This window comes from Enterococcus sp. DIV2467a, assembly GCF_050532945.1.
GTDB classification, from domain to species: domain Bacteria; phylum Bacillota; class Bacilli; order Lactobacillales; family Enterococcaceae; genus Enterococcus; species Enterococcus faecalis.
This window is the reverse complement of record NZ_CP172896.1, coordinates 2,070,001-2,089,453: the sequence shown is the minus strand read 5'-3', so window position 1 is coordinate 2,089,453 and position 19,453 is coordinate 2,070,001. Positions and strand designations below refer to the sequence as shown.

Sequence of the window (19,453 nt, the reverse complement as noted above, 5' to 3'; positions counted from 1 at the left end):
TTGGTTTATAAATGTTTGCTACACTGGAGATAAGAGGAAATTAAGCGTTTATAAAAAGGAGAGAAGTGAATGAAACATATTAAAGGAATGTTGGTTTTTATCGGATTATTTATTTTGGTTGGTTGTGCGCCAGATCAAGAGCCAACGAAACAAACAACAAGTGGTCCGCAAGAGACAAAGCAAGTGAAGCAAGTTACCGTCACCAATCAAACGACTTCTGCGGTGGAAAAACAAGCGCCGACTAAAAATGACGAACTGATTGCTAATCAATTGACTTTTGATTCTCATGAATACACGTACGAAGTGGTTACAGGAGCCACACAAACGACATTTGGGACAACCCCACCAGCAAAATATACACCAGAAGAAAAAAAGAAAAAAATGTTTTGGTCCAATCAACCGCCTTTGGGATTAATGACGGGTAACTATTATAAAAATGAAGGTGTATTTACCGGCGGAAATTACGGCATTGTAGAGATTATTACGGAACCTGAAACGCAAAGGATTCTGAATGTTGAGTTTACAGAGTTTGCTAGTGATCCTTATTACGATACACGCTATTCGGGTGTCAACAAACGCCTGTCGGATTATCCTGAATTTCAAGCAAGCAACACGCGCACAGACGATACGTTAGTCACCGTTGTTAATGGTATTACTTATGTAGAAAAACAAATGCGTGACGAAAATCGTGTCACAGGTAATTTTTATACGGTACGTGGTTCATCAACTTCTGCGCGTGAAGGTTTAATGCCTTTAGCAGCAGAGATGGACACTTGGCTAAAAGAGCCATCGAAAGAAACGTATATCGGTTACGCAGAAGATTTAGGCAATGGCCTAATCGCTCGACTTCAAGTGATAACAGAAGAGCAGAAAATAAAACATGTCAGCTATGATGAATACTTTTCAGATGAACAGGAAAAAATCACAGAAACAGCTCTGCGGCCTTTTTATCGTCAATCGAAATATTATTCACCAGGATACAATAAACAAACCAACAATTCTTTTATTCATTTTGTAGATGCACTAACAAAGGCCATTACGACACAACAAACTTTATCCGTTAACGAAGAACAAGAGCTACAGCATCCGTCTTTTACTACTTATCAAAGATTGGCTGAAAAAATCAGCACGTTTCAAAATTCATTGAAGGAATAAAAAAAACGGAAGTGGGGCATAAGTCGTTTCGACTTATGCCCCACTTTCGTAATCTTAAGATTATCAGCTAAATCAAAGTGAGTTCTTTTTAAAGAAATACTTTTATTTTAGCCTTTTATAGATCTAAATAATTTTCTAAGTAATCTGCTAAACCATCTTGATCATTTGTTTTTTCAGTGACATCGTTGGCTACGGATTTAATTTTATCCGTGGCATTGTTCATAGCAACACCCCAACCAGCATAACTTAACATTTCTTCGTCATTATGTTCATCGCCAAAAGCAATGATATCAGCTGGTTTGACAGATAAAAAGTTCGCCACTTGATCAACGCCATGGGCTTTTTGAATTCCTTTTGCGACCATTTCTAAAATAGGCATTGGACCGCCCCAAGTGCGGACATCAATATAATCACCATATTGTTTTGTCAATGTATCAGCAACTTTTTCAGCTTGGTTTGGTGTGGTCCGAACCATCATTGAGGTAGGATTTGTTCGTAAATTTTTAGCAGTAAGTAAATTATCTAAGGTTGCTTTGGAAGCAAAAAATTTCGGATCGAACCCATCTAACGTATCGATATAAAATGTTTCTTTGTTTTCAGCAGCAACAAAATCTAATTGTAATTCTTTTTTCTGTGCCAAAATGTCAAAGACTAGGTCACGCTCAATATTGGCTTCGCTTTCCAAGTCCCATTTTTTCTCTGGAATGTGGACTAAAGCGCCGTTAAAGTTAACCATAGGGGTCGTTAGGCCAAGTTGTTGGTAAAATTGATGACTCATTCTATAGGGACGTCCAGTGGCAATACTGACGTAATGACCGTTGTCAATCGCTTTTTTTAGTGTTTGTTCGGTTTTTGGACTGATTAAAGACTGTGCATTTAATGTTGTGCCGTCTAAATCAATAGCAATTAATTTTTTCAAGTAAAAATTCCTCCTAAATGCCTTTTACTCAGTCTAGCATAAAACCGAAGATTATCAAGGGGAGAAGCATGTTCATTTATAAGGTTTAAAAAAAAGCTTAAGAAGTATGCTACACTAAAATAAACCGTTTGAAAAAGGAGCGCAGAGCATCTTGAAAAATTCTAGAAATTATTTACGAGTGATCACCTTAATCTATTGTATCTATATGTGGTTATTTGCTACGCATTTTCATTTTATGGCGTTGAACGTGTTGTTAGCCTATATTCCAATTGAACTTAGTTATCTTTTAAACGCAGAAAAACGTAAAAGGGATTGGTTGATAGGTTTTGCTTGGTTAATTTTTTATCCTAATGCGCCGTACCTATTTACGGATTTTTTTCATTTAGAAACGCTATCTATTTATCGAGGCTTTAATACGATTTTTGCAAACCAAATTGGTGATTGGTGGGCGTTTGTTTGCTTAACTAGCGGGATTGTTATATATGGGCTTTTAGGGATGAAAACAGTAACAACTGTTAGCCAGAAATTGCAAAGTTATTGCGGCTATAGAACAATTGTAGTCTTTCAAGCCAACCTTCATTTCTTGTCTGCTTTGGCGATTTATGTTGGACGTTTTGATCGATTACACAGTGTCTATCTTTTTATGAGTCCAATTGAAACAGTGAAAATTATCTTTTTTGACTGGTCCCTTCAAAAATTAATGTTTATTTTATTAATGATGTTTCTACAGATGCTATTGTTTGGGCTAATCCAATTATTAGGAAAAGAAGAAGCAATGTAAAGCTTTTTCTTTTTTTATATCTGTAAAACACGAACATTATATAGAAAAATATATATAATAGTTAATATTTTGTTGTAAAAAGATAGCGATTCTCTTATAATCAAAGAGTAATTATTCGAAAACATGGATTTTAAGGGAGAGAAGTGCAATTATGAATACGTTTTTCAAATTAAAGGAAAACAAGACAACGGTGTCGACTGAAATAATGGCGGGGGTCACGACCTTTTTTGCAATGAGTTATATTTTATTTGTTAATCCGTCCATTCTTTCAGAAACAGGGATGCCTTTTCAGGCTGTTTTTTTAGCGACCATTATTGCTTCAATCATCGGTACATTAATTATGGGACTGTTTGCTAATGTACCTTACGCTCAAGCACCGGGGATGGGACTCAATGCTTTCTTCACGTTTACGGTCGTTTTTGGGATGGGATATACTTGGCAACAAGCATTAGCAATGGTTTTTATTTGTGGTTTGATTAATATTTTGATTACAGTGACAAAAATTCGCAAAATGATTATTAAAGCAATTCCAGAGAGTTTACAACATGCTATTGGTGGTGGGATTGGAATTTTTGTCGCTTATGTAGGGTTGAAAAATGCTGGCTTACTAAGTTTCACAGTACAAGCAGAACCTCAAAATGGTGTTGTGAATGGTTCGAGTATCGTGCCCGCTTTAGGAAATTTTGATAATCCAGCCATTATTTTGGCGGTAATTGGGTTAGTTTTAACAACGATTTTAGTTGTCACGAATGTTCGTGGGGCTATTTTAATTGGCATTGTGGTTACTACGTTAGTCGCAATTCCAATGGGGGTGGTAGACACTGCTTCGGTTGATTGGCATGCTAATTCGTTGGGCAATTCATTTAAAGAATTAGGTACAACTTTTGGCGCTGCTTTTGGTGCTGAGGGCTTACAGTCATTGTTTAGTGATTCTTCAAAAATTCCTCAAGTCTTAATGACCATTATTGCCTTCAGTTTATCAGATACGTTTGATACAATTGGAACATTTATCGGTACGGGACGTCGAACAGGGATTTTCTCTAAAGAAGATGAATTAGCTTTAGAAGATAGTAAGGGTTTCAGCACTAAAATGGACAAAGCTCTATTTGCAGATGCTATTGCAACATCTATCGGTGCGATTTTTGGTACATCGAATACGACAACTTATGTAGAAAGTGCAGCAGGAATCGGTGCGGGTGGTCGAACAGGTTTGACATCGGTAGTGGTAGCAATTCTATTTGCCCTAAGTAGTCTTTTTTCACCACTTATTGCTATTGTACCAGCACAAGCTACGGCTCCAGCGTTAATTTTAGTGGGAATTATGATGTTAGCTTCTTTCAAAGACATCAATTGGACGGATTTAGAAGATGCGATTCCAGCATTTTTTGCTTCAATTTTCATGGGATTATGTTATAGCATCTCTTATGGGATTGCTGCTGGGTTCATCTTTTATGCAGTGGTGAAAGTAGTCAAAGGAAAAGCCAAAGAAGTTTCACCAATTATTTGGGTCATTGATGCGTTGTTTATCTTAAACTTTGTAATCTTAGCTATTTTATAGTAAACAGAAGTGAGGCTAAGATAACAGCGGTTAGCTTTGAAGGTGTTGTATTTATTCAGCTGTTTATCTTAAGCCCAAGTGTTAAGAAGTCTGGCAGATTGGTCGTTTTGACCGGTCTGTCAGACTTTTTTTTAAAGAATTTTCTTTTGAGAGATTCACTCTTTTAGAGTATAGTGGTAGGTGAAGAGGTGATAAGGTGGATAAAAGTATGAAAATAAAATGGAAGCAGAATTTATTAGTCGCATGGATTGGTTGCTTTTTTACAGGGGCGAGTATTAGCTTAGTTATGCCGTTTATTCCAGTATATGTTGAACAATTAGGGACGCCTAAGAGTCAAGTAGAGTTGTTTTCTGGATTGGCAATTTCTGTCACGGCGTTTGCTGCTGCGATTGTTGCACCGATTTGGGGAAATTTAGCTGATCGAAAAGGTCGGAAAATTATGATGATTCGGGCTGCAGCAGGAATGACGATCACAATGGGGGCGTTAGCATTTGTCCCTAATGTATACTGGCTGTTGATTATGCGTTTTATGAACGGGATTTTATCCGGCTATATTCCTAACGCAACAGCGATGATTGCATCGCAGGCGCCAAAAGAGAAAAATGGCTGGGCTCTAGGGACATTATCAACAGGTGCAATTGCTGGGACGTTAATTGCGCCATCAATTGGCGGTGCGTTGGCACAGTGGTTTGGAATGGAAAATGTCTTTATTATTACCGGCGTTATTTTATTCATTACAACGTTGTTGACTATCTTTTTAGTTAAAGAAGATTTTCAACCAGTTGAGAAAAAGGATTTATTAACGACTAAAGAAATTTTTAGTAAGATGGATCATGTTTCAGTATTGATTGGTTTGTTTGTGACTACGTTAATTTTACAATTAGGAATTACAAGTATCAGCCCAATCTTAACGCTATATATTCGATCTTTAAGTGGCGATACAGAGAATGTATTATTTGTTAGTGGTTTGATTGTTTCGATTGCCGGCGTTTCAGCAATTATTTCTTCTCCAACTTTGGGAAAAATTGGGGACCGCATTGGGAACCAAAAAGTTTTATTAGGCGGATTAATTCTTTCTTTTATTTGTTACATTCCCATGGCGTTTGTGCAAACACCTTTTCAGTTAGGTGTTTTACGATTCCTTTTAGGTTTTTCAACAGGTGCTTTAATGCCATCAATCAATACGTTAATTAGTAAAATAACGCCAACGGAGGGCGTAAGTAGAGTTTATAGTTACAATCAGATGTGTAGTAATTTCGGTCAAGTTTTAGGACCGATGGTAGGGTCGACAGTTGCCCATGGTTTTGGCTATTCTTCTGTTTTTCTGGTAACCGCTTGTTTCGTTTTAGGAAACATTGGGTTGTCCTTCTTTAATTTCCGAAAAGTTTTAAATAAAAAGCTCTAAACAGTTGAAAAGATAAAAAAACCAGTTACAATAACTTTAGTAACTGGTTTTTTCTTATTTAACAGGTTTGGTTTCTTTCGGTACTGCAAAGTGTGCAATTAATAAAATAATAACGGCTGTTGCCAACGATAGAATCGTTGTCATTTTAAAGTCGTATGAACCACCAGATAATGCACCGCCGATATATCCAACGACTTGGCCTAATGCGAAGGTCCAGAAAAATACAACAAGATAACGCATATGAGCACCTCTTTTCTAGCTCTTAGTTTAGCATATTTTCTTTAAAAGTAAAGAATCCGCGATAGGAAAATAAGAGAAGAGGCAAAAAATAGCAAGGATTCAAAAAGGAGCTGTCCAATGTCATTTCCACAATTACATACCGTTACTTCCTACTCGCTTTTATCTAGTACGGTTAGGATTCGTTCCTATGTAAAACAAGCGAAAGCGTTAGGTTATCAAACATTAGCGATTACCGATATCAATGTCTTGCATGGGGCGGTTGAATTTTATGAAGCATGCCAAGAAGCGGGAATTCAACCAATTATCGGTTTAAGATTAGAATATACCCCAGCAGAAAAAGAAGGGCATTCCGAGTTGCTTTTATTTGCTAAAAATTTAAAAGGATATCAGCAATTAATGCAACTATCTAGCAGCAAAATGACGACAGAGGGTCCCTTTTACTTAGCGGAACATCAATCCTTATTAAGTGATTTATTTGCCGTGACTTTGTCAGCTAAAGGAGAAGTCGCCCAAACATTTTTTGAAGATGAACAACAAGCGGTTCACGCTTTCCAACAACTTGCTTCATATTTTGATCCCCAGTCGTTATTTGTTGAACATTCTTTTTCAATGAATCAACAACGCAATCCAGCGCTCTTTTCTTTTTACCAAAGAGAACAATTACCTGGCGTGGCTTTGCAAGAGGTACGTCATTTAACAAGGGAAGAAGGCTTTGCCGTTACTGTTCTTGAGAGCATCAAAGAAAATAATCAATTGAATATTACAAGCCAAACACCGGAAATAGAAGGTCTGAATTACTTGCGCGAAGCAGAGACGACGATGGAACAAATGCTTCAAATAGCTGGTTCAGAAGTGGTCCAGAATACGATTCAGCTAGCTGAAAATTGCCGAGTTGACATTCCTTTACATCAAAAATTATTACCGCATTTTCCTGTGCCTGATAATCAAACGGCTGGTTCTTATTTACGCTCATTGTGTTTAGAAAAATTACCAGAAAGAGTGCCTCATCTAAATGAAGTTTACCAAAAAAGATTAGAAAAAGAGTTAACCATCATTCACAATATGGGCTTTGATGATTACTTTTTAATCGTTTGGGATGTGATGGACTTCTGTCATAACAATCAAATTGTTACAGGCGCTGGCCGAGGTTCAGCTGCAGGCTCTTTAGTGTCCTATGTGTTATCAATTACAGATGTAGATCCAATCAAATATGATTTGCTTTTTGAACGTTTTTTGAATCCAGAACGCTACACGATGCCCGATATTGATTTAGATATTCCTGATAATCGGCGGGAGGAAGTTTTAGCTTATGTCAGTCAAAAATATGGTCATTATCATATGGCGCAAATTGCCACGTTTGGTACGATGGCTGCGAAAATGGTTTTACGGGACGTTGCACGTGTTTTCGGGTTGTCCCAGAGTGAAGCGAATCGTTGGTCGGCAGCTGTCCCCAACAAGCTGAAAATTACGTTAGAAGAAGCATACCAAGAGTCAAAACGGATGCAAGAATTGGTCAATTTTTCACCAAATAATCAATTGCTCTATAAAACAGCTGTTCAGCTAGAAGGATTGCCTCGCCATGTTTCTACGCACGCAGCAGGTGTGGTAATTAGTGATGAAAATCTTTTGAATTTGGTTCCGTTACAACCAGGATCGAATGAAATTTTATTGACCCAATTTACTATGAATGATGTTGAAAAAATTGGTCTTCTGAAAATGGATTTCTTGGGCTTAAGAAATTTATCCATCATTGATGATACCCTCACAGCTGTTAAACGCGTCTATAATCGAACCATTCGTTTAAATCAGATTCCATTAGATGACGAAACAACGCTGGCTTTATTTAGAAAAGGGGAAACAAGTGGCGTTTTCCAGTTTGAATCTGCTGGAATTCGGAATGTATTAAGAAAATTAGGGCCAACTAGCATTGAAGATATTGCTGCTGTCAATGCCCTGTATCGTCCTGGTCCGATGCAAAATATTGATGTTTTCATCCGCCGGAAAAAAGGCTTGGAACAAATTAGTTATCCAGAGCCTAGTCTCGCCCCCATTTTGGAAAATACGTACGGAATTATTGTTTACCAAGAGCAGATTATGCAAGTTGCTGCGAAAATGGCAGGCTTCTCTTTAGGGCAAGCTGACATTTTACGTCGGGCCATTAGTAAAAAGAAAAAAGATGTGCTAGATGAAGAACGAAATCATTTTGTTAATGGTGCGCTACAACAAGGCTATCCTCAAGAGACAGCTAACCAAGTGTACGATTATATAGAGCGCTTTGCTAATTATGGCTTTAACCGCTCGCATGCATTTGCCTATTCCTTTATTGGTTTTCAAATGGCTTACTTGAAGGTTCATTATCCGAGTGCTTTTTATGTCGCATTGTTGCATTCTGTTCGTCATAATCCAACAAAAATTAAAGAATATATTGGCGAAGCTAGAAAAAACAAGCAGACGATTTTGCAGCCGTCAATTAACCAAAGTCACTACAGCTTTTACCTAAATCAGCAACAGCAAATTTTATTTGGTTTTAGTTCTTTAAAAGGAATCCGCCGAGACTTCATTCAAAATATTTTAAATGAACGCCGAGAAAATGGACCGTACAAAACGTTCGATGAGTTTCTTTTGCGAATTGACCGTAAGTGGTTGAAAGTTGAAAATATCGAACCATTGATTGCCATCGGTGCATTTGACGAAATTGCGCCTAATCGCCGTCAATTAGCGGTAGGTTTAGAGAGTAATATCCAAAGTATTCTTCTCAGCGGTGGTAGTATGGATTTGTTAGAAACATTGAAGCCAAAGGAAGAAGAAATTGCCGATTATCCGCTAGAAGAGCGACTAGAACAAGAAGAACAATATTTAGGGGTCTATTTATCAGGACATCCGACAGAAGAGTTCAAAAAAACACGCTTAGCCAAGCAAACGCAACTTGTTCATGAACTTGTTGAAAATCAGCCCACGAAATTATTGATTTATGTCAAAAACATTCGGACGATTCGGACCAAAAAGGGAGAACAAATGGCCTTTGTTGATGGGGATGATACAACAGGAAGTATTTCACTAACGTTGTTCCCAACCGTTTTTCGCCAGTTAAGACAGAGTGTCGAGAAAGGGCAAGTTTATTATGTGGAAGGAAAAGTGGAACGCAGTACGTACAATCAAGAATTGCAAATATTGGTTCAACGAATAGAAAAAGCGCAACAAGTAGAAACATCAATTAGTGACGAAACGTGTTTTATCAGAATTACAAAAGATGTCGAACAAACGGACGTTTTTCAGAAAATGAAAGAGGTACTCAGTCGTCATGCTGGACACATTCCAGTGATTGTCTATTTTGAAAAAACAGGAAAGAAAATAGTATTAAATGAAGAAAATTGGGTCGCTCATACAAGCGCTAGTCAGCAACAATTAGCTTACGTTTTAGGTGAGCAAAACGTCATTTTCAAATGATTTACGGTAAAAAATACTAGTTGTTTTCAACTTTTTTCATTTTTTTCTTCTTAACTCAAGACATTTTGGTTCTTTAATGGTAAAATGAATGACGTAATATTTTTGTATATCAATTTTTGCGAAAAGGTTTCTTTTGGCAGTTGAAAGTATATTATATGAGGTGAAATAGCGAATGAAACGCATTGGTATTTTAACCAGCGGGGGAGATGCCCCTGGAATGAACGCTGCAATTCGTGCAGTCGTACGCAAAAGTATTTTTGATGGAATCGAAGTTTACGGTATTAACTATGGATTTGCCGGTTTAGTCGCAGGCGACATCCGTCGTTTAGATGTTGCTGACGTTGGCGATAAGATTCAACGTGGTGGAACATTCTTGTACTCTGCTCGTTATCCTGAATTTGCTACTGAAGAAGGGCAATTAAAAGGAATCGAACAATTGAAAAAATTCGGTATTGAAGGCTTAGTTGTTATTGGTGGAGACGGTTCTTATCATGGCGCAATGGCTTTGACAAAACGTGGTTTCCCCGCTGTTGGAATTCCTGGAACGATTGATAATGATATTCCTGGAACAGATTTCACAATCGGTTTTGATACAGCGATTAACACTGTTTTGGAATCAATTGACCGAATTCGTGATACAGCGACTTCTCATGTTCGTACATTCGTTATCGAAGTAATGGGACGTAACGCTGGTGATATCGCATTGTGGTCAGGCGTGGCAGGCGGAGCAGATGAAATCATTATTCCTGAACATGATTTTGATATGAAAAACGTTGCCAAACGTATTCAAGAAGGCCGCGACCGCGGGAAAAAACATTGCTTAATCATTTTAGCAGAAGGCGTAATGGGCGGAAATGAATTTGCTGATAAACTTTCTGAATACGGTGATTTCCATACGCGTGTATCAATTTTAGGACACGTGGTTCGTGGGGGCTCGCCAAGTGCTCGTGACCGTGTATTAGCAAGTAAATTTGGGTCATATGCTGTTGAACTTCTAAAAGAAGGCAAAGGCGGTTTATGTATCGGTATGTTAGATAACCAAGTAGTTGCAGCTGATATTATTGACACGTTAGAAAACAATAAACACAAACCAGATTTATCTCTTTATGAGTTAAATCATGAAATTTCTTTTTAATCTTGTATATTAGCTAATCTTATTAGCTTTGTATAAACAAATTTGGAATAGGAGCGTTTTAGTAATGAAAAAAACGAAAATCGTATGTACGATTGGACCAGCTAGTGAATCCGTTGATATGCTAGTAAACTTAATTAATGCAGGTATGAATGTTTGCCGTTTGAACTTTTCACATGGTGACTACGAAGAGCATGGTGCTCGTATTAAAAACATTCGTGAAGCTGTAAAAATTACAGGGAAACGCGTAGCGATCTTACTAGATACAAAAGGTCCTGAAATCCGCACAAATGACATGGAAAATGGCGCAATCACAATGAAAATTGGTGATTCAGTACGTATTTCTATGACAGAAGTTTTAGGAACAAATGAAAAATTCTCAATCACTTATCCAGAATTAATCAATGATGTAAACGTAGGTTCACACATTCTTTTAGATGATGGTTTAATCGATTTAGAAGTAACTGATATCGACCGTGATGCAAACGAAATCGTAACAGTTGTTAAAAACGAAGGCGTCTTGAAAAACAAAAAAGGCGTTAACGTACCAGGCGTTTCTGTAAACTTACCAGGGATCACTGAAAAAGATGCTAACGATATCCGTTTCGGAATTGGTCAAGGAATTGACTTTATCGCAGCTAGCTTCGTTCGTCGTGCTTCTGACGTTTTAGAAATCACTAAAATTTTAGAAGAAGAAAACGCAACACACATCCAAATCATTCCTAAAATCGAAAACCAAGAAGGTATCGATAATATCGATGAAATCTTAAAAGTTTCTGATGGTTTAATGGTTGCTCGTGGTGACATGGGTGTTGAAATTCCAACAGAAGATGTTCCAGTTGTCCAAAAAGCTTTAATTAAAAAATGTAATGCTTTAGGTAAACCAGTTATCACTGCAACACAAATGTTAGATTCAATGCAACGTAACCCACGTCCAACACGTGCGGAAGCAAATGACGTAGCAAACGCAATCTACGATGGAACAGATGCAGTAATGTTATCAGGCGAAACTGCAGCAGGGGATTACCCATTAGAAGCTGTTCAAACAATGGCTCGTATTGCAGTTCGTACAGAAGAAACATTAGTTAACCAAGATTCATTCGCATTGAAATTATATAGCAAAACAGATATGACTGAAGCAATCGGACAATCTGTTGGTCATACAGCACGTAACTTGGGTATCCAAACAATCGTTGCGGCAACAGAATCAGGCCATACAGCACGTATGATCTCTAAATACCGTCCAAAAGCACATATCGTTGCAATTACGTTCTCAGAACAAAAAGCACGTAGCTTATCATTATCATGGGGTGTTTACGCAACAGTTGCTGACAAACCATCAAGCACAGATGAAATGTTTAATTTAGCTTCAAAAGTATCACAAGAAGAAGGTTATGCTTCAGAAGGTGATTTAATCATTATCACTGCTGGTGTTCCAGTTGGCGAAAAAGGCACAACAAACTTAATGAAAATTCAAATGATCGGTTCTAAATTAGTTCAAGGTCAAGGTGTCGGCGAAGAAGCAATTATTGCAAAAGCCGTTGTGGCAGGAACTGCTGAAGAAGCAGTTGCTAAAGCGACTGAAGGAGCTATTTTAGTTACAAAAACAACAGATAAAGAATACATGCCTGCAATTGAAAAAGCATCAGCATTAGTTGTTGAAGAAGGTGGTTTAACTTCTCATGCAGCTGTTGTAGCGATTGCGCAAAATATTCCAGTTATCGTAGGTGCTGCAGATGCAACATCATTAATTAATAATGACGAAGTGATTACTGTTGATCCTCGTCGTGGTATTGTTTACCGCGGAGCAACAACAGCTATCTAAGTCTAATTAATTCAATCATTTGATTTTAAGCAATATGTACTCGGACGCAAAGCTGGGACAAACCGATTCGTCAGTTTGTCTCAGCTTTTTTTACAAGGAAGACAGTGGTATGAAATGTTCAGAAAACACGTATTCAGTAAATAAAGAGTTGGGCGCAAATAGTAAAATTATGTCTTATTTTTAAATTATCTATGTTATTTCACACAAAAATTTTGTTATTTAATTGAATAAGCGCTAAGTTATCTTCAACAGAAAAACAATTATAAAAAAAACGAAAGAAAAACAGGAAATAAGAAAGGGCTGTCAAGAAAATTTCATTGACAAAGCTTTCATACCCCTGTATAATAGCTTTTGTTGCTTAGGAGTGATAATTATGAAGTGGTCTTTGTTAGAATTAAATAAATACAAAGAAGAGCCGCTAGTGTTTTCAGAAACATTGCATCTTAAAGAAGAGCTTCTTCAACGAGATGATACCTTGTTGGATGTAAGTCCAATCAAAGTAGAAGGCTTATTAGCAGTCAATAAATCAGAATATTTACTTCATTACACTATTCAGGTAACTGTAACCGTTCCTTCATCCCGTTCTTTAGAACCTGTAGCTTTGCCAATGCAAATCACGGTCGATGAAGTCTTTATGACAAAAAAACAAATGGATACAAGAGATGAACGATTTGCAGCTGAAGAGATTATTTTATTGGACAAGCCAACAATTGATTTAGATGAATCTGTCGAAGACAACATTCTATTGTCCATTCCAATTCAAGTGCTTACAGAAGAAGAACAAAACAGTCAAGAAATGCCAAGTGGCAATGACTGGGAAGTGATTTCAGAAGAAGCATATTTGGAAAGTAAGCAGAAAGCAGCAGAACAAACAGTGGATCCTCGTCTGGCTAAACTATCAGAATTACTCAGCGATAATGCTGAAGAGGAAGATAACAGCTAGGTTGGAATATATTGTGTATGTAAATACACGCATCTTTACAAGGAGGTGGAACAACAATGGCAGTACCAGCTAGAAGAACTTCTAAAGCGAAAAAAGCAAAACGTCGCACACACTACAAATTAACAATCAAAGGCTTAAATGCATGCTCAAACTGTGGTGAAATGAAAAAAAGCCATCACGTATGTCCAGCATGTGGTCACTACGATGGAAAAGACGTAATGTCTAAAGAAGCATAAGCATAAAAACATTTTTTGAAATGTTGAATCCCCTAGGCTAACCATGGAGCCTAGGGGATTTGTATTTTTTTAAGAAAATATGAAGAAATTGGAAATTTATTGGCACTATATTGTTTTCATATGAAAGATAGTGCGTTATAATAGTGAGGATTATAAGAGAATGCTCATAGAATTTTCGTTGATTATAATATAGGAGGTCATAAAATGACAAAACAACAATTTGGCGTAGTCGGCATGGCTGTCATGGGGAAAAATCTTGCTTTAAACATTGAAAGCAGAGGCTATACAGTTGCGCTGTATAACCGTACAGGATCAAAAACAACAGAAGTGGTTGAAGAACATCCTGACAAAAACTTTCAAGCAACATACTCAATTGAGGAATTTGTGAATGCAATTGAAAAACCTCGTCGAATTATGTTGATGGTTAAAGCTGGACCTGCAACAGATGCGACAATCCAAGAATTGTTACCACACCTTGATAAAGGCGACATCTTAATTGATGGCGGTAATACGTTCTTCAAAGACACAATGCGACGTAATGAAGAACTAGCAAACTCAGGAATTAACTTTATTGGTACTGGCGTTTCTGGCGGAGAAGAAGGAGCCTTGAAAGGACCATCTATCATGCCTGGCGGACAAAAAGAAGCGTATGAGTTAGTTGCGCCAATTCTTGAAAAAATTTCAGCTAAAGCAGAAGACGGTGAACCATGTGTGACTTACATTGGCCCAAATGGTGCTGGACATTATGTAAAAATGGTTCATAATGGGATTGAATATGGGGACATGCAATTAATTGCTGAATCCTACGACTTAATGAAACAAATCTTAGGTTTATCTGTTGATGAAATGGCAGAGATTTTCAAAGAATGGAACGAAGGCGAATTAGACAGTTACCTTATCGAGATCACGGCTGACATTTTGACACGTAAAGATGATGAAGGAACCGACCAACCAATCGTTGATGTTATTCTTGATGCAGCAGGCAACAAAGGAACAGGTAAATGGACAAGCCAAAGTGCGTTAGATCTTGGCGTACCATTACCATTAATTACAGAATCAGTATTTGCACGTTTTATTTCGGCTTACAAAGAAGAACGCGTAAAAGCAAGTGGCATTTTATCAAAACCTGCAGCCTTTAACTTTGCAGGCGATAAAAAAGAATTGATTGAAAAAATTCGCGAAGCATTATACTTTAGTAAATTAATGAGTTATGCGCAAGGGTTTGCACAACTCCGTGCAGCTTCTGAAGAATACGGATGGGATTTACCATTTGGTGAAATTGCAAAAATCTGGCGAGCAGGTTGCATTATCCGTGCACAATTCTTACAAAAAATTACCGATGCATATGAAAAAAATCCAGCACTTGAAAACTTGTTGTTAGATGAATACTTCGTAGAAATTACGAAAAAATATCAACAAGCCGTTCGTGAAGTTGTTGCGATTGCTGTTCAAGCAGGTGTTCCTGTACCAACATTCTCATCTGCAATTGCTTATTACGATTCTTATCGTTCAGATCGCTTACCAGCGAATTTAATTCAAGCACAACGTGATTACTTCGGTGCTCATACGTACGAACGCACAGACAAAGAAGGAATCTACCATTACAGCTGGTACAACGAAGAATAAACACGCTGGAGACCATGAGTGTGGCTCACCATGCTCATGGTTTTACTGTGGCTTAAAAAAGAACCAGACAGATTGAGTAGTAATTCTCTAATAAGTAGTAAGGAATAAAAAGGTTGAGCTTGAGTATAGCTTTTAAAGAGAAAGGACAATTAATCAAATGAGCAACATTTTAATTATTGAAGATGAAAAGAACTTAGCGAGATTCGTTGAGCTTGAATTAAAACATGAGGGGTATACGACAGAAGTACACTACAATGGTCGTACAGGATTGGAAGCCGCTCTTAACAACGAATGGGATGCTATCCTTCTTGATTTGATGTTACCAGAATTAAATGGATTAGAAGTATGTCGCCGTGTTCGCCAAGTGAAAAATACACCAATTATTATGATGACTGCGCGTGATTCAGTAATTGACCGTGTTTCTGGCTTAGACCATGGAGCGGATGATTATATTGTTAAACCATTTGCAATTGAAGAATTGTTAGCTCGTTTACGTGCGTTACTTCGTCGTATTGATATTGAGGGCGATAAAAACGTTGCAAAACAAACAACGATTACATATCGTGACTTAACAATTGAAAAAGAAAATCGTGTCGTTCGTCGTAATTCTGAAATGATTGAATTAACAAAACGCGAATACGAATTACTATTAACGCTAATGGAAAACGTGAACGTTGTCTTGGCACGTGATGTGTTACTAAATAAAGTTTGGGGCTATGAAACAGAAGTAGAAACAAACGTTGTGGATGTATATATCCGCTACTTGCGAAATAAAATTGACGTACCTGGAGAAGAAAGCTACATCCAAACTGTCCGTGGAACTGGCTACGTTATGCGTTCGTGAGAACTAATTAATGAAAAGAACGATTAAAAAAGAACTGGAAGGCCCATCTTTAACTATAAAGTGGGCTTTCGCAAGTTCTTTCTTTATATTTGTAGTTTTTACCATTTTTGCGGTGATTACCTATAAGTCTTCTGTCAGTCTTATTGTTGCCAAAGAAAAGGAAAATGTCGAAGCAACGATTGCAGAAGTAACAAATCGATTAGCTAATGCCAATGAAAATTTAACGGTAACAGACGTTTTTGACTATTTAAAAACGCCGAGTGAAAGAGATGAAAACTACTATAATAAGCATACAGCAGTAGAAGGTTCGTTTATGGAAATGGACAGTTTCATATCTGAACTAGGACAACCAGAACTTTATTTATCTGTGTATGACACAAACCAAAAGCTAGTTTTTAAAACACAAAATGAATATGATAAGTTATTACAATTGGATCGACAATTACCTGTTGTTCGAACCGTTTTTGATAAAACCGGTTTTTATTCCGTGGAACCTATTTTTTCAAAAGAAACACGAGAAAAGATTGGCTATATTCAAGCGTTTTATGAACTTTCTTCTTTTTATGAAATTCGTAATCATTTATTATTAACACTTGTAGTTTTAGAAGTGATTTCTCTGATTGTAAGTAGTGTCTTAGGCTTTATCCTCTCTTCTTATTTCTTAAAACCATTAAAAGTATTGAGAGACACGATGGATACAATCCGCAAAGACCCGCAATCAGATGTCCACATGCCGGAGATTAATACGAGAGATGAGTTAGCAGATATCTCGGAAATCTTTAATGAAATGTTAGATCGTATGAGACGCTATATCGAACAACAAGAGCAGTTTGTTGAAGATGTTTCCCATGAATTAAGAACGCCCGTTGCGATTATGGAAGGTCATTTAAACCTTTTAAATCGTTGGGGGAAAGACGATCCTGAAATTTTAGATGAATCATTAAAGGCCAGTTTACAAGAAATTAGTCGTATGAAGAGCTTGGTCCAAGAAATGCTTGACCTTTCACGCGCTGAACAAGTGGACACCCAATATGCAAATGAACGAACAGATGCTAAACAAGTAGTCTACCAAGTATTTAATAACTTCCAATTGGTTTATCCTGAGTTTCATATCACATTAGATGACGATTTACCAACCGAAGTTGAACTGAAAATCTATCGTAATCACTTTGAACAATTGCTAATTATTCTATTAGATAATGCGATTAAATATTCAACAGATCGAAAAGAAGTGCATATTTCCATTTCTCGAACGATGAATGAATTTGAAATAGCTGTGCAAGATTTTGGTGAAGGAATCACTGAAGAAGACTTGGAGAAAATATTTGATCGATTCTATCGAGTAGATAAAGCCCGTGCAAGAAATAAAGGCGGTAATGGCTTAGGACTATCAATTGCAAAACAATTAGTCGAAAACTATAAAGGACGTATTGATGCAGAAAGCGTATTGCATCAAGGAACGATCTTTAGAATTTTTATTCCAATCGCTGGAATAAAAGAAGAGAGCAACGTACAATAAAGTACGTTGCTTTTTTTACGAATGATTAACGAACATTTCAGTAAGAGAAAAGGGATTATAAGATAAAGAAACGAATGTTTTCTTTGCAGAAAATATTTATCGTTCGAAATTGAAAAAAATGTTATTTTTCTGCAAAATAATAGTTGCGTTTTAGAAAAATCCTTGGTATATTAATATCTGTTCTGACAAACAGTTCGTTAAGAAAAAAGTTTTAAAAAGTTAAAAATTTTTCTTGACGAAAAGATAAATAACATGTTAGAATAACAAAGTCGTTAAAGAGATTGCTTTTAAATCAATCATTTGATCAAAAAAACTTGTTATAAAATAACAAAAAAGTTTTAAAAAGTTGTTGACAAACAACTGAGATAATGATAAGATATAGAAGTTGTCACAACAGACAACAACAACCGAGCAAAACAACTTAAAAAACTTTTTAAAAAAAGTTCTTGACATTCAAACGAAAGTTTGTTATGATATAAAAGTTGCTGCGAGGTAACGTAGACCTTTGAAAACTGAACAAAGAATAGACGAACCAAATGTGTAGGGCGTCTTGATTCAATTCAAGACAACAAACATTTTTAACAAGCAAGCAATATGCTAGCAAACAAATTGAGCTTAACAATCGCAAGATTGTTCTAACTTTTATTATGAGAGTTTGATCCTGGCTCAGGACGAACGCTGGCGGCGTGCCTAATACATGCAAGTCGAACGCTTCTTTCCTCCCGAGTGCTTGCACTCAATTGGAAAGAGGAGTGGCGGACGGGTGAGTAACACGTGGGTAACCTACCCATCAGAGGGGGATAACACTTGGAAACAGGTGCTAATACCGCATAACAGTTTATGCCGCATGGCATAAGAGTGAAAGGCGCTTTCGGGTGTCGCTGATGGATGGACCCGCGGTGCATTAGCTAGTTGGTGAGGTAACGGCTCACCAAGGCCACGATGCATAGCCGACCTGAGAGGGTGATCGGCCACACTGGGACTGAGACACGGCCCAGACTCCTACGGGAGGCAGCAGTAGGGAATCTTCGGCAATGGACGAAAGTCTGACCGAGCAACGCCGCGTGAGTGAAGAAGGTTTTCGGATCGTAAAACTCTGTTGTTAGAGAAGAACAAGGACGTTAGTAACTGAACGTCCCCTGACGGTATCTAACCAGAAAGCCACGGCTAACTACGTGCCAGCAGCCGCGGTAATACGTAGGTGGCAAGCGTTGTCCGGATTTATTGGGCGTAAAGCGAGCGCAGGCGGTTTCTTAAGTCTGATGTGAAAGCCCCCGGCTCAACCGGGGAGGGTCATTGGAAACTGGGAGACTTGAGTGCAGAAGAGGAGAGTGGAATTCCATGTGTAGCGGTGAAATGCGTAGATATATGGAGGAACACCAGTGGCGAAGGCGGCTCTCTGGTCTGTAACTGACGCTGAGGCTCGAAAGCGTGGGGAGCAAACAGGATTAGATACCCTGGTAGTCCACGCCGTAAACGATGAGTGCTAAGTGTTGGAGGGTTTCCGCCCTTCAGTGCTGCAGCAAACGCATTAAGCACTCCGCCTGGGGAGTACGACCGCAAGGTTGAAACTCAAAGGAATTGACGGGGGCCCGCACAAGCGGTGGAGCATGTGGTTTAATTCGAAGCAACGCGAAGAACCTTACCAGGTCTTGACATCCTTTGACCACTCTAGAGATAGAGCTTTCCCTTCGGGGACAAAGTGACAGGTGGTGCATGGTTGTCGTCAGCTCGTGTCGTGAGATGTTGGGTTAAGTCCCGCAACGAGCGCAACCCTTATTGTTAGTTGCCATCATTTAGTTGGGCACTCTAGCGAGACTGCC

Annotated in this window: 14 protein-coding genes and 1 rRNA gene (1 of these 15 cut by a window edge); 13 read left to right on the top strand and 2 right to left on the bottom strand. The window is 37.9% G+C overall.

Annotation, left to right across the window (positions count from 1 at the left end):
* Window positions 1-69: 69 nt before the first annotated feature.
* Window positions 70-1,155: a lipoprotein gene (locus tag IGL80_RS09860; RefSeq protein WP_002386205.1), complete on the top strand. Its 1,086-nt coding sequence runs from the start codon at window positions 70-72 to the stop codon at window positions 1,153-1,155.
* Between the two features lie 115 nt (window positions 1,156-1,270).
* Here the strand turns inward: IGL80_RS09860 and IGL80_RS09855 are convergent, their stop codons facing one another.
* A complete protein-coding gene (locus tag IGL80_RS09855) occupies window positions 1,271-2,074 on the bottom strand; it encodes a Cof-type HAD-IIB family hydrolase (RefSeq protein WP_002355941.1) in 804 nt (267 codons plus the stop codon).
* 205 nt (window positions 2,075-2,279) lie between these two features.
* Between IGL80_RS09855 and IGL80_RS09850 the strand changes: the two genes are divergently transcribed.
* The 3 genes from IGL80_RS09850 (at window position 2,280) to IGL80_RS09840 (ending at window position 5,818) form a co-directional block, all read left to right on the top strand.
* Window positions 2,280-2,855, top strand: a complete 576-nt coding sequence (locus IGL80_RS09850; protein WP_002404463.1) for a DUF1361 domain-containing protein — start codon at window positions 2,280-2,282, stop codon at window positions 2,853-2,855.
* Window positions 2,856-3,006: 151 nt separating this feature from the next.
* Window positions 3,007-4,413 carry an NCS2 family permease gene (locus IGL80_RS09845; protein ID WP_002355943.1) on the top strand — a complete coding sequence of 469 codons (1,407 nt, stop codon included), beginning with the start codon at window positions 3,007-3,009 and terminating at the stop codon, window positions 4,411-4,413.
* Window positions 4,414-4,621: 208 nt separating this feature from the next.
* A complete protein-coding gene (locus IGL80_RS09840) occupies window positions 4,622-5,818 on the top strand; it encodes a multidrug efflux MFS transporter (RefSeq protein ID WP_002381323.1) in 1,197 nt (398 codons plus the stop codon).
* Window positions 5,819-5,872: 54 nt separating this feature from the next.
* On the opposite strand, the gene IGL80_RS09835 is transcribed toward IGL80_RS09840, so the two are convergent.
* Window positions 5,873-6,058: a YjzD family protein gene (locus IGL80_RS09835; RefSeq protein ID WP_002355945.1), complete on the bottom strand. Its 186-nt coding sequence runs from the start codon at window positions 6,056-6,058 to the stop codon at window positions 5,873-5,875.
* Between the two features lie 117 nt (window positions 6,059-6,175).
* On the opposite strand from IGL80_RS09835, the gene dnaE reads away from it, so the two are divergent.
* The 9 genes from dnaE to IGL80_RS09790 all read left to right on the top strand — a co-directional run.
* Window positions 6,176-9,505 carry a DNA polymerase III subunit alpha gene (dnaE, locus tag IGL80_RS09830; RefSeq protein ID WP_002355946.1) on the top strand — a complete coding sequence of 1,110 codons (3,330 nt, stop codon included), beginning with the start codon at window positions 6,176-6,178 and terminating at the stop codon, window positions 9,503-9,505.
* A gap of 172 nt (window positions 9,506-9,677) precedes the next feature.
* Window positions 9,678-10,640, top strand: a complete 963-nt coding sequence (pfkA, locus tag IGL80_RS09825) for a 6-phosphofructokinase (protein WP_002355947.1) — start codon at window positions 9,678-9,680, stop codon at window positions 10,638-10,640.
* Window positions 10,641-10,704: 64 nt separating this feature from the next.
* Entirely contained in the window at window positions 10,705-12,462 is a 1,758-nt protein-coding gene (pyk, locus tag IGL80_RS09820; RefSeq protein WP_002355949.1) for a pyruvate kinase, read from the top strand.
* Between the two features lie 373 nt (window positions 12,463-12,835).
* Window positions 12,836-13,405, top strand: coding sequence for a YceD family protein (locus tag IGL80_RS09815; protein ID WP_085366486.1), 570 nt, complete (start codon window positions 12,836-12,838; stop codon window positions 13,403-13,405).
* A 56-nt stretch (window positions 13,406-13,461) separates the two neighbouring features.
* Complete coding sequence (rpmF, locus tag IGL80_RS09810; protein WP_002355952.1) at window positions 13,462-13,641, top strand: 50S ribosomal protein L32; 180 nt, start codon at window positions 13,462-13,464, stop codon at window positions 13,639-13,641.
* A 204-nt stretch (window positions 13,642-13,845) separates the two neighbouring features.
* The gene (gndA, locus tag IGL80_RS09805) at window positions 13,846-15,267 is read left to right on the top strand and encodes an NADP-dependent phosphogluconate dehydrogenase (RefSeq protein ID WP_002355953.1); all 1,422 of its coding nucleotides are present in this window, start codon (window positions 13,846-13,848) and stop codon (window positions 15,265-15,267) included.
* A gap of 157 nt (window positions 15,268-15,424) precedes the next feature.
* Window positions 15,425-16,111: a response regulator transcription factor gene (locus IGL80_RS09800; protein ID WP_002355954.1), complete on the top strand. Its 687-nt coding sequence runs from the start codon at window positions 15,425-15,427 to the stop codon at window positions 16,109-16,111.
* A 10-nt stretch (window positions 16,112-16,121) separates the two neighbouring features.
* Window positions 16,122-17,630, top strand: coding sequence for a HAMP domain-containing sensor histidine kinase (locus IGL80_RS09795; protein WP_002363430.1), 1,509 nt, complete (start codon window positions 16,122-16,124; stop codon window positions 17,628-17,630).
* A gap of 643 nt (window positions 17,631-18,273) precedes the next feature.
* Window positions 18,274-19,453 (top strand): 16S ribosomal RNA (locus tag IGL80_RS09790); it runs 381 nt beyond the window's last position.

Excerpts from the sequence above, each read along its gene's own strand:
- pyk (WP_002355949.1), top strand. The coding sequence starts at position 10,705 with ATGAAAAAAACGAAAATCGTATGTACGATTGGACCAGCTAGTGAATCC.
- rpmF (WP_002355952.1), top strand. The coding sequence starts at position 13,462 with ATGGCAGTACCAGCTAGAAGAACTTCTAAAGCGAAAAAAGCAAAACGT.
- pfkA (WP_002355947.1), top strand. The coding sequence starts at position 9,678 with ATGAAACGCATTGGTATTTTAACCAGCGGGGGAGATGCCCCTGGAATG.
- IGL80_RS09815 (WP_085366486.1), top strand. The coding sequence starts at position 12,836 with ATGAAGTGGTCTTTGTTAGAATTAAATAAATACAAAGAAGAGCCGCTA.
- IGL80_RS09835 (WP_002355945.1), bottom strand. The coding sequence starts at position 6,058 with ATGCGTTATCTTGTTGTATTTTTCTGGACCTTCGCATTAGGCCAAGTC.
- IGL80_RS09795 (WP_002363430.1), top strand. The coding sequence starts at position 16,122 with ATGAAAAGAACGATTAAAAAAGAACTGGAAGGCCCATCTTTAACTATA.
- IGL80_RS09845 (WP_002355943.1), top strand. The coding sequence starts at position 3,007 with ATGAATACGTTTTTCAAATTAAAGGAAAACAAGACAACGGTGTCGACT.
- gndA (WP_002355953.1), top strand. The coding sequence starts at position 13,846 with ATGACAAAACAACAATTTGGCGTAGTCGGCATGGCTGTCATGGGGAAA.
- IGL80_RS09850 (WP_002404463.1), top strand. The coding sequence starts at position 2,280 with ATGTGGTTATTTGCTACGCATTTTCATTTTATGGCGTTGAACGTGTTG.
- dnaE (WP_002355946.1), top strand. The coding sequence starts at position 6,176 with ATGTCATTTCCACAATTACATACCGTTACTTCCTACTCGCTTTTATCT.
- IGL80_RS09840 (WP_002381323.1), top strand. The coding sequence starts at position 4,622 with ATGAAAATAAAATGGAAGCAGAATTTATTAGTCGCATGGATTGGTTGC.
- IGL80_RS09800 (WP_002355954.1), top strand. The coding sequence starts at position 15,425 with ATGAGCAACATTTTAATTATTGAAGATGAAAAGAACTTAGCGAGATTC.
- IGL80_RS09860 (WP_002386205.1), top strand. The coding sequence starts at position 70 with ATGAAACATATTAAAGGAATGTTGGTTTTTATCGGATTATTTATTTTG.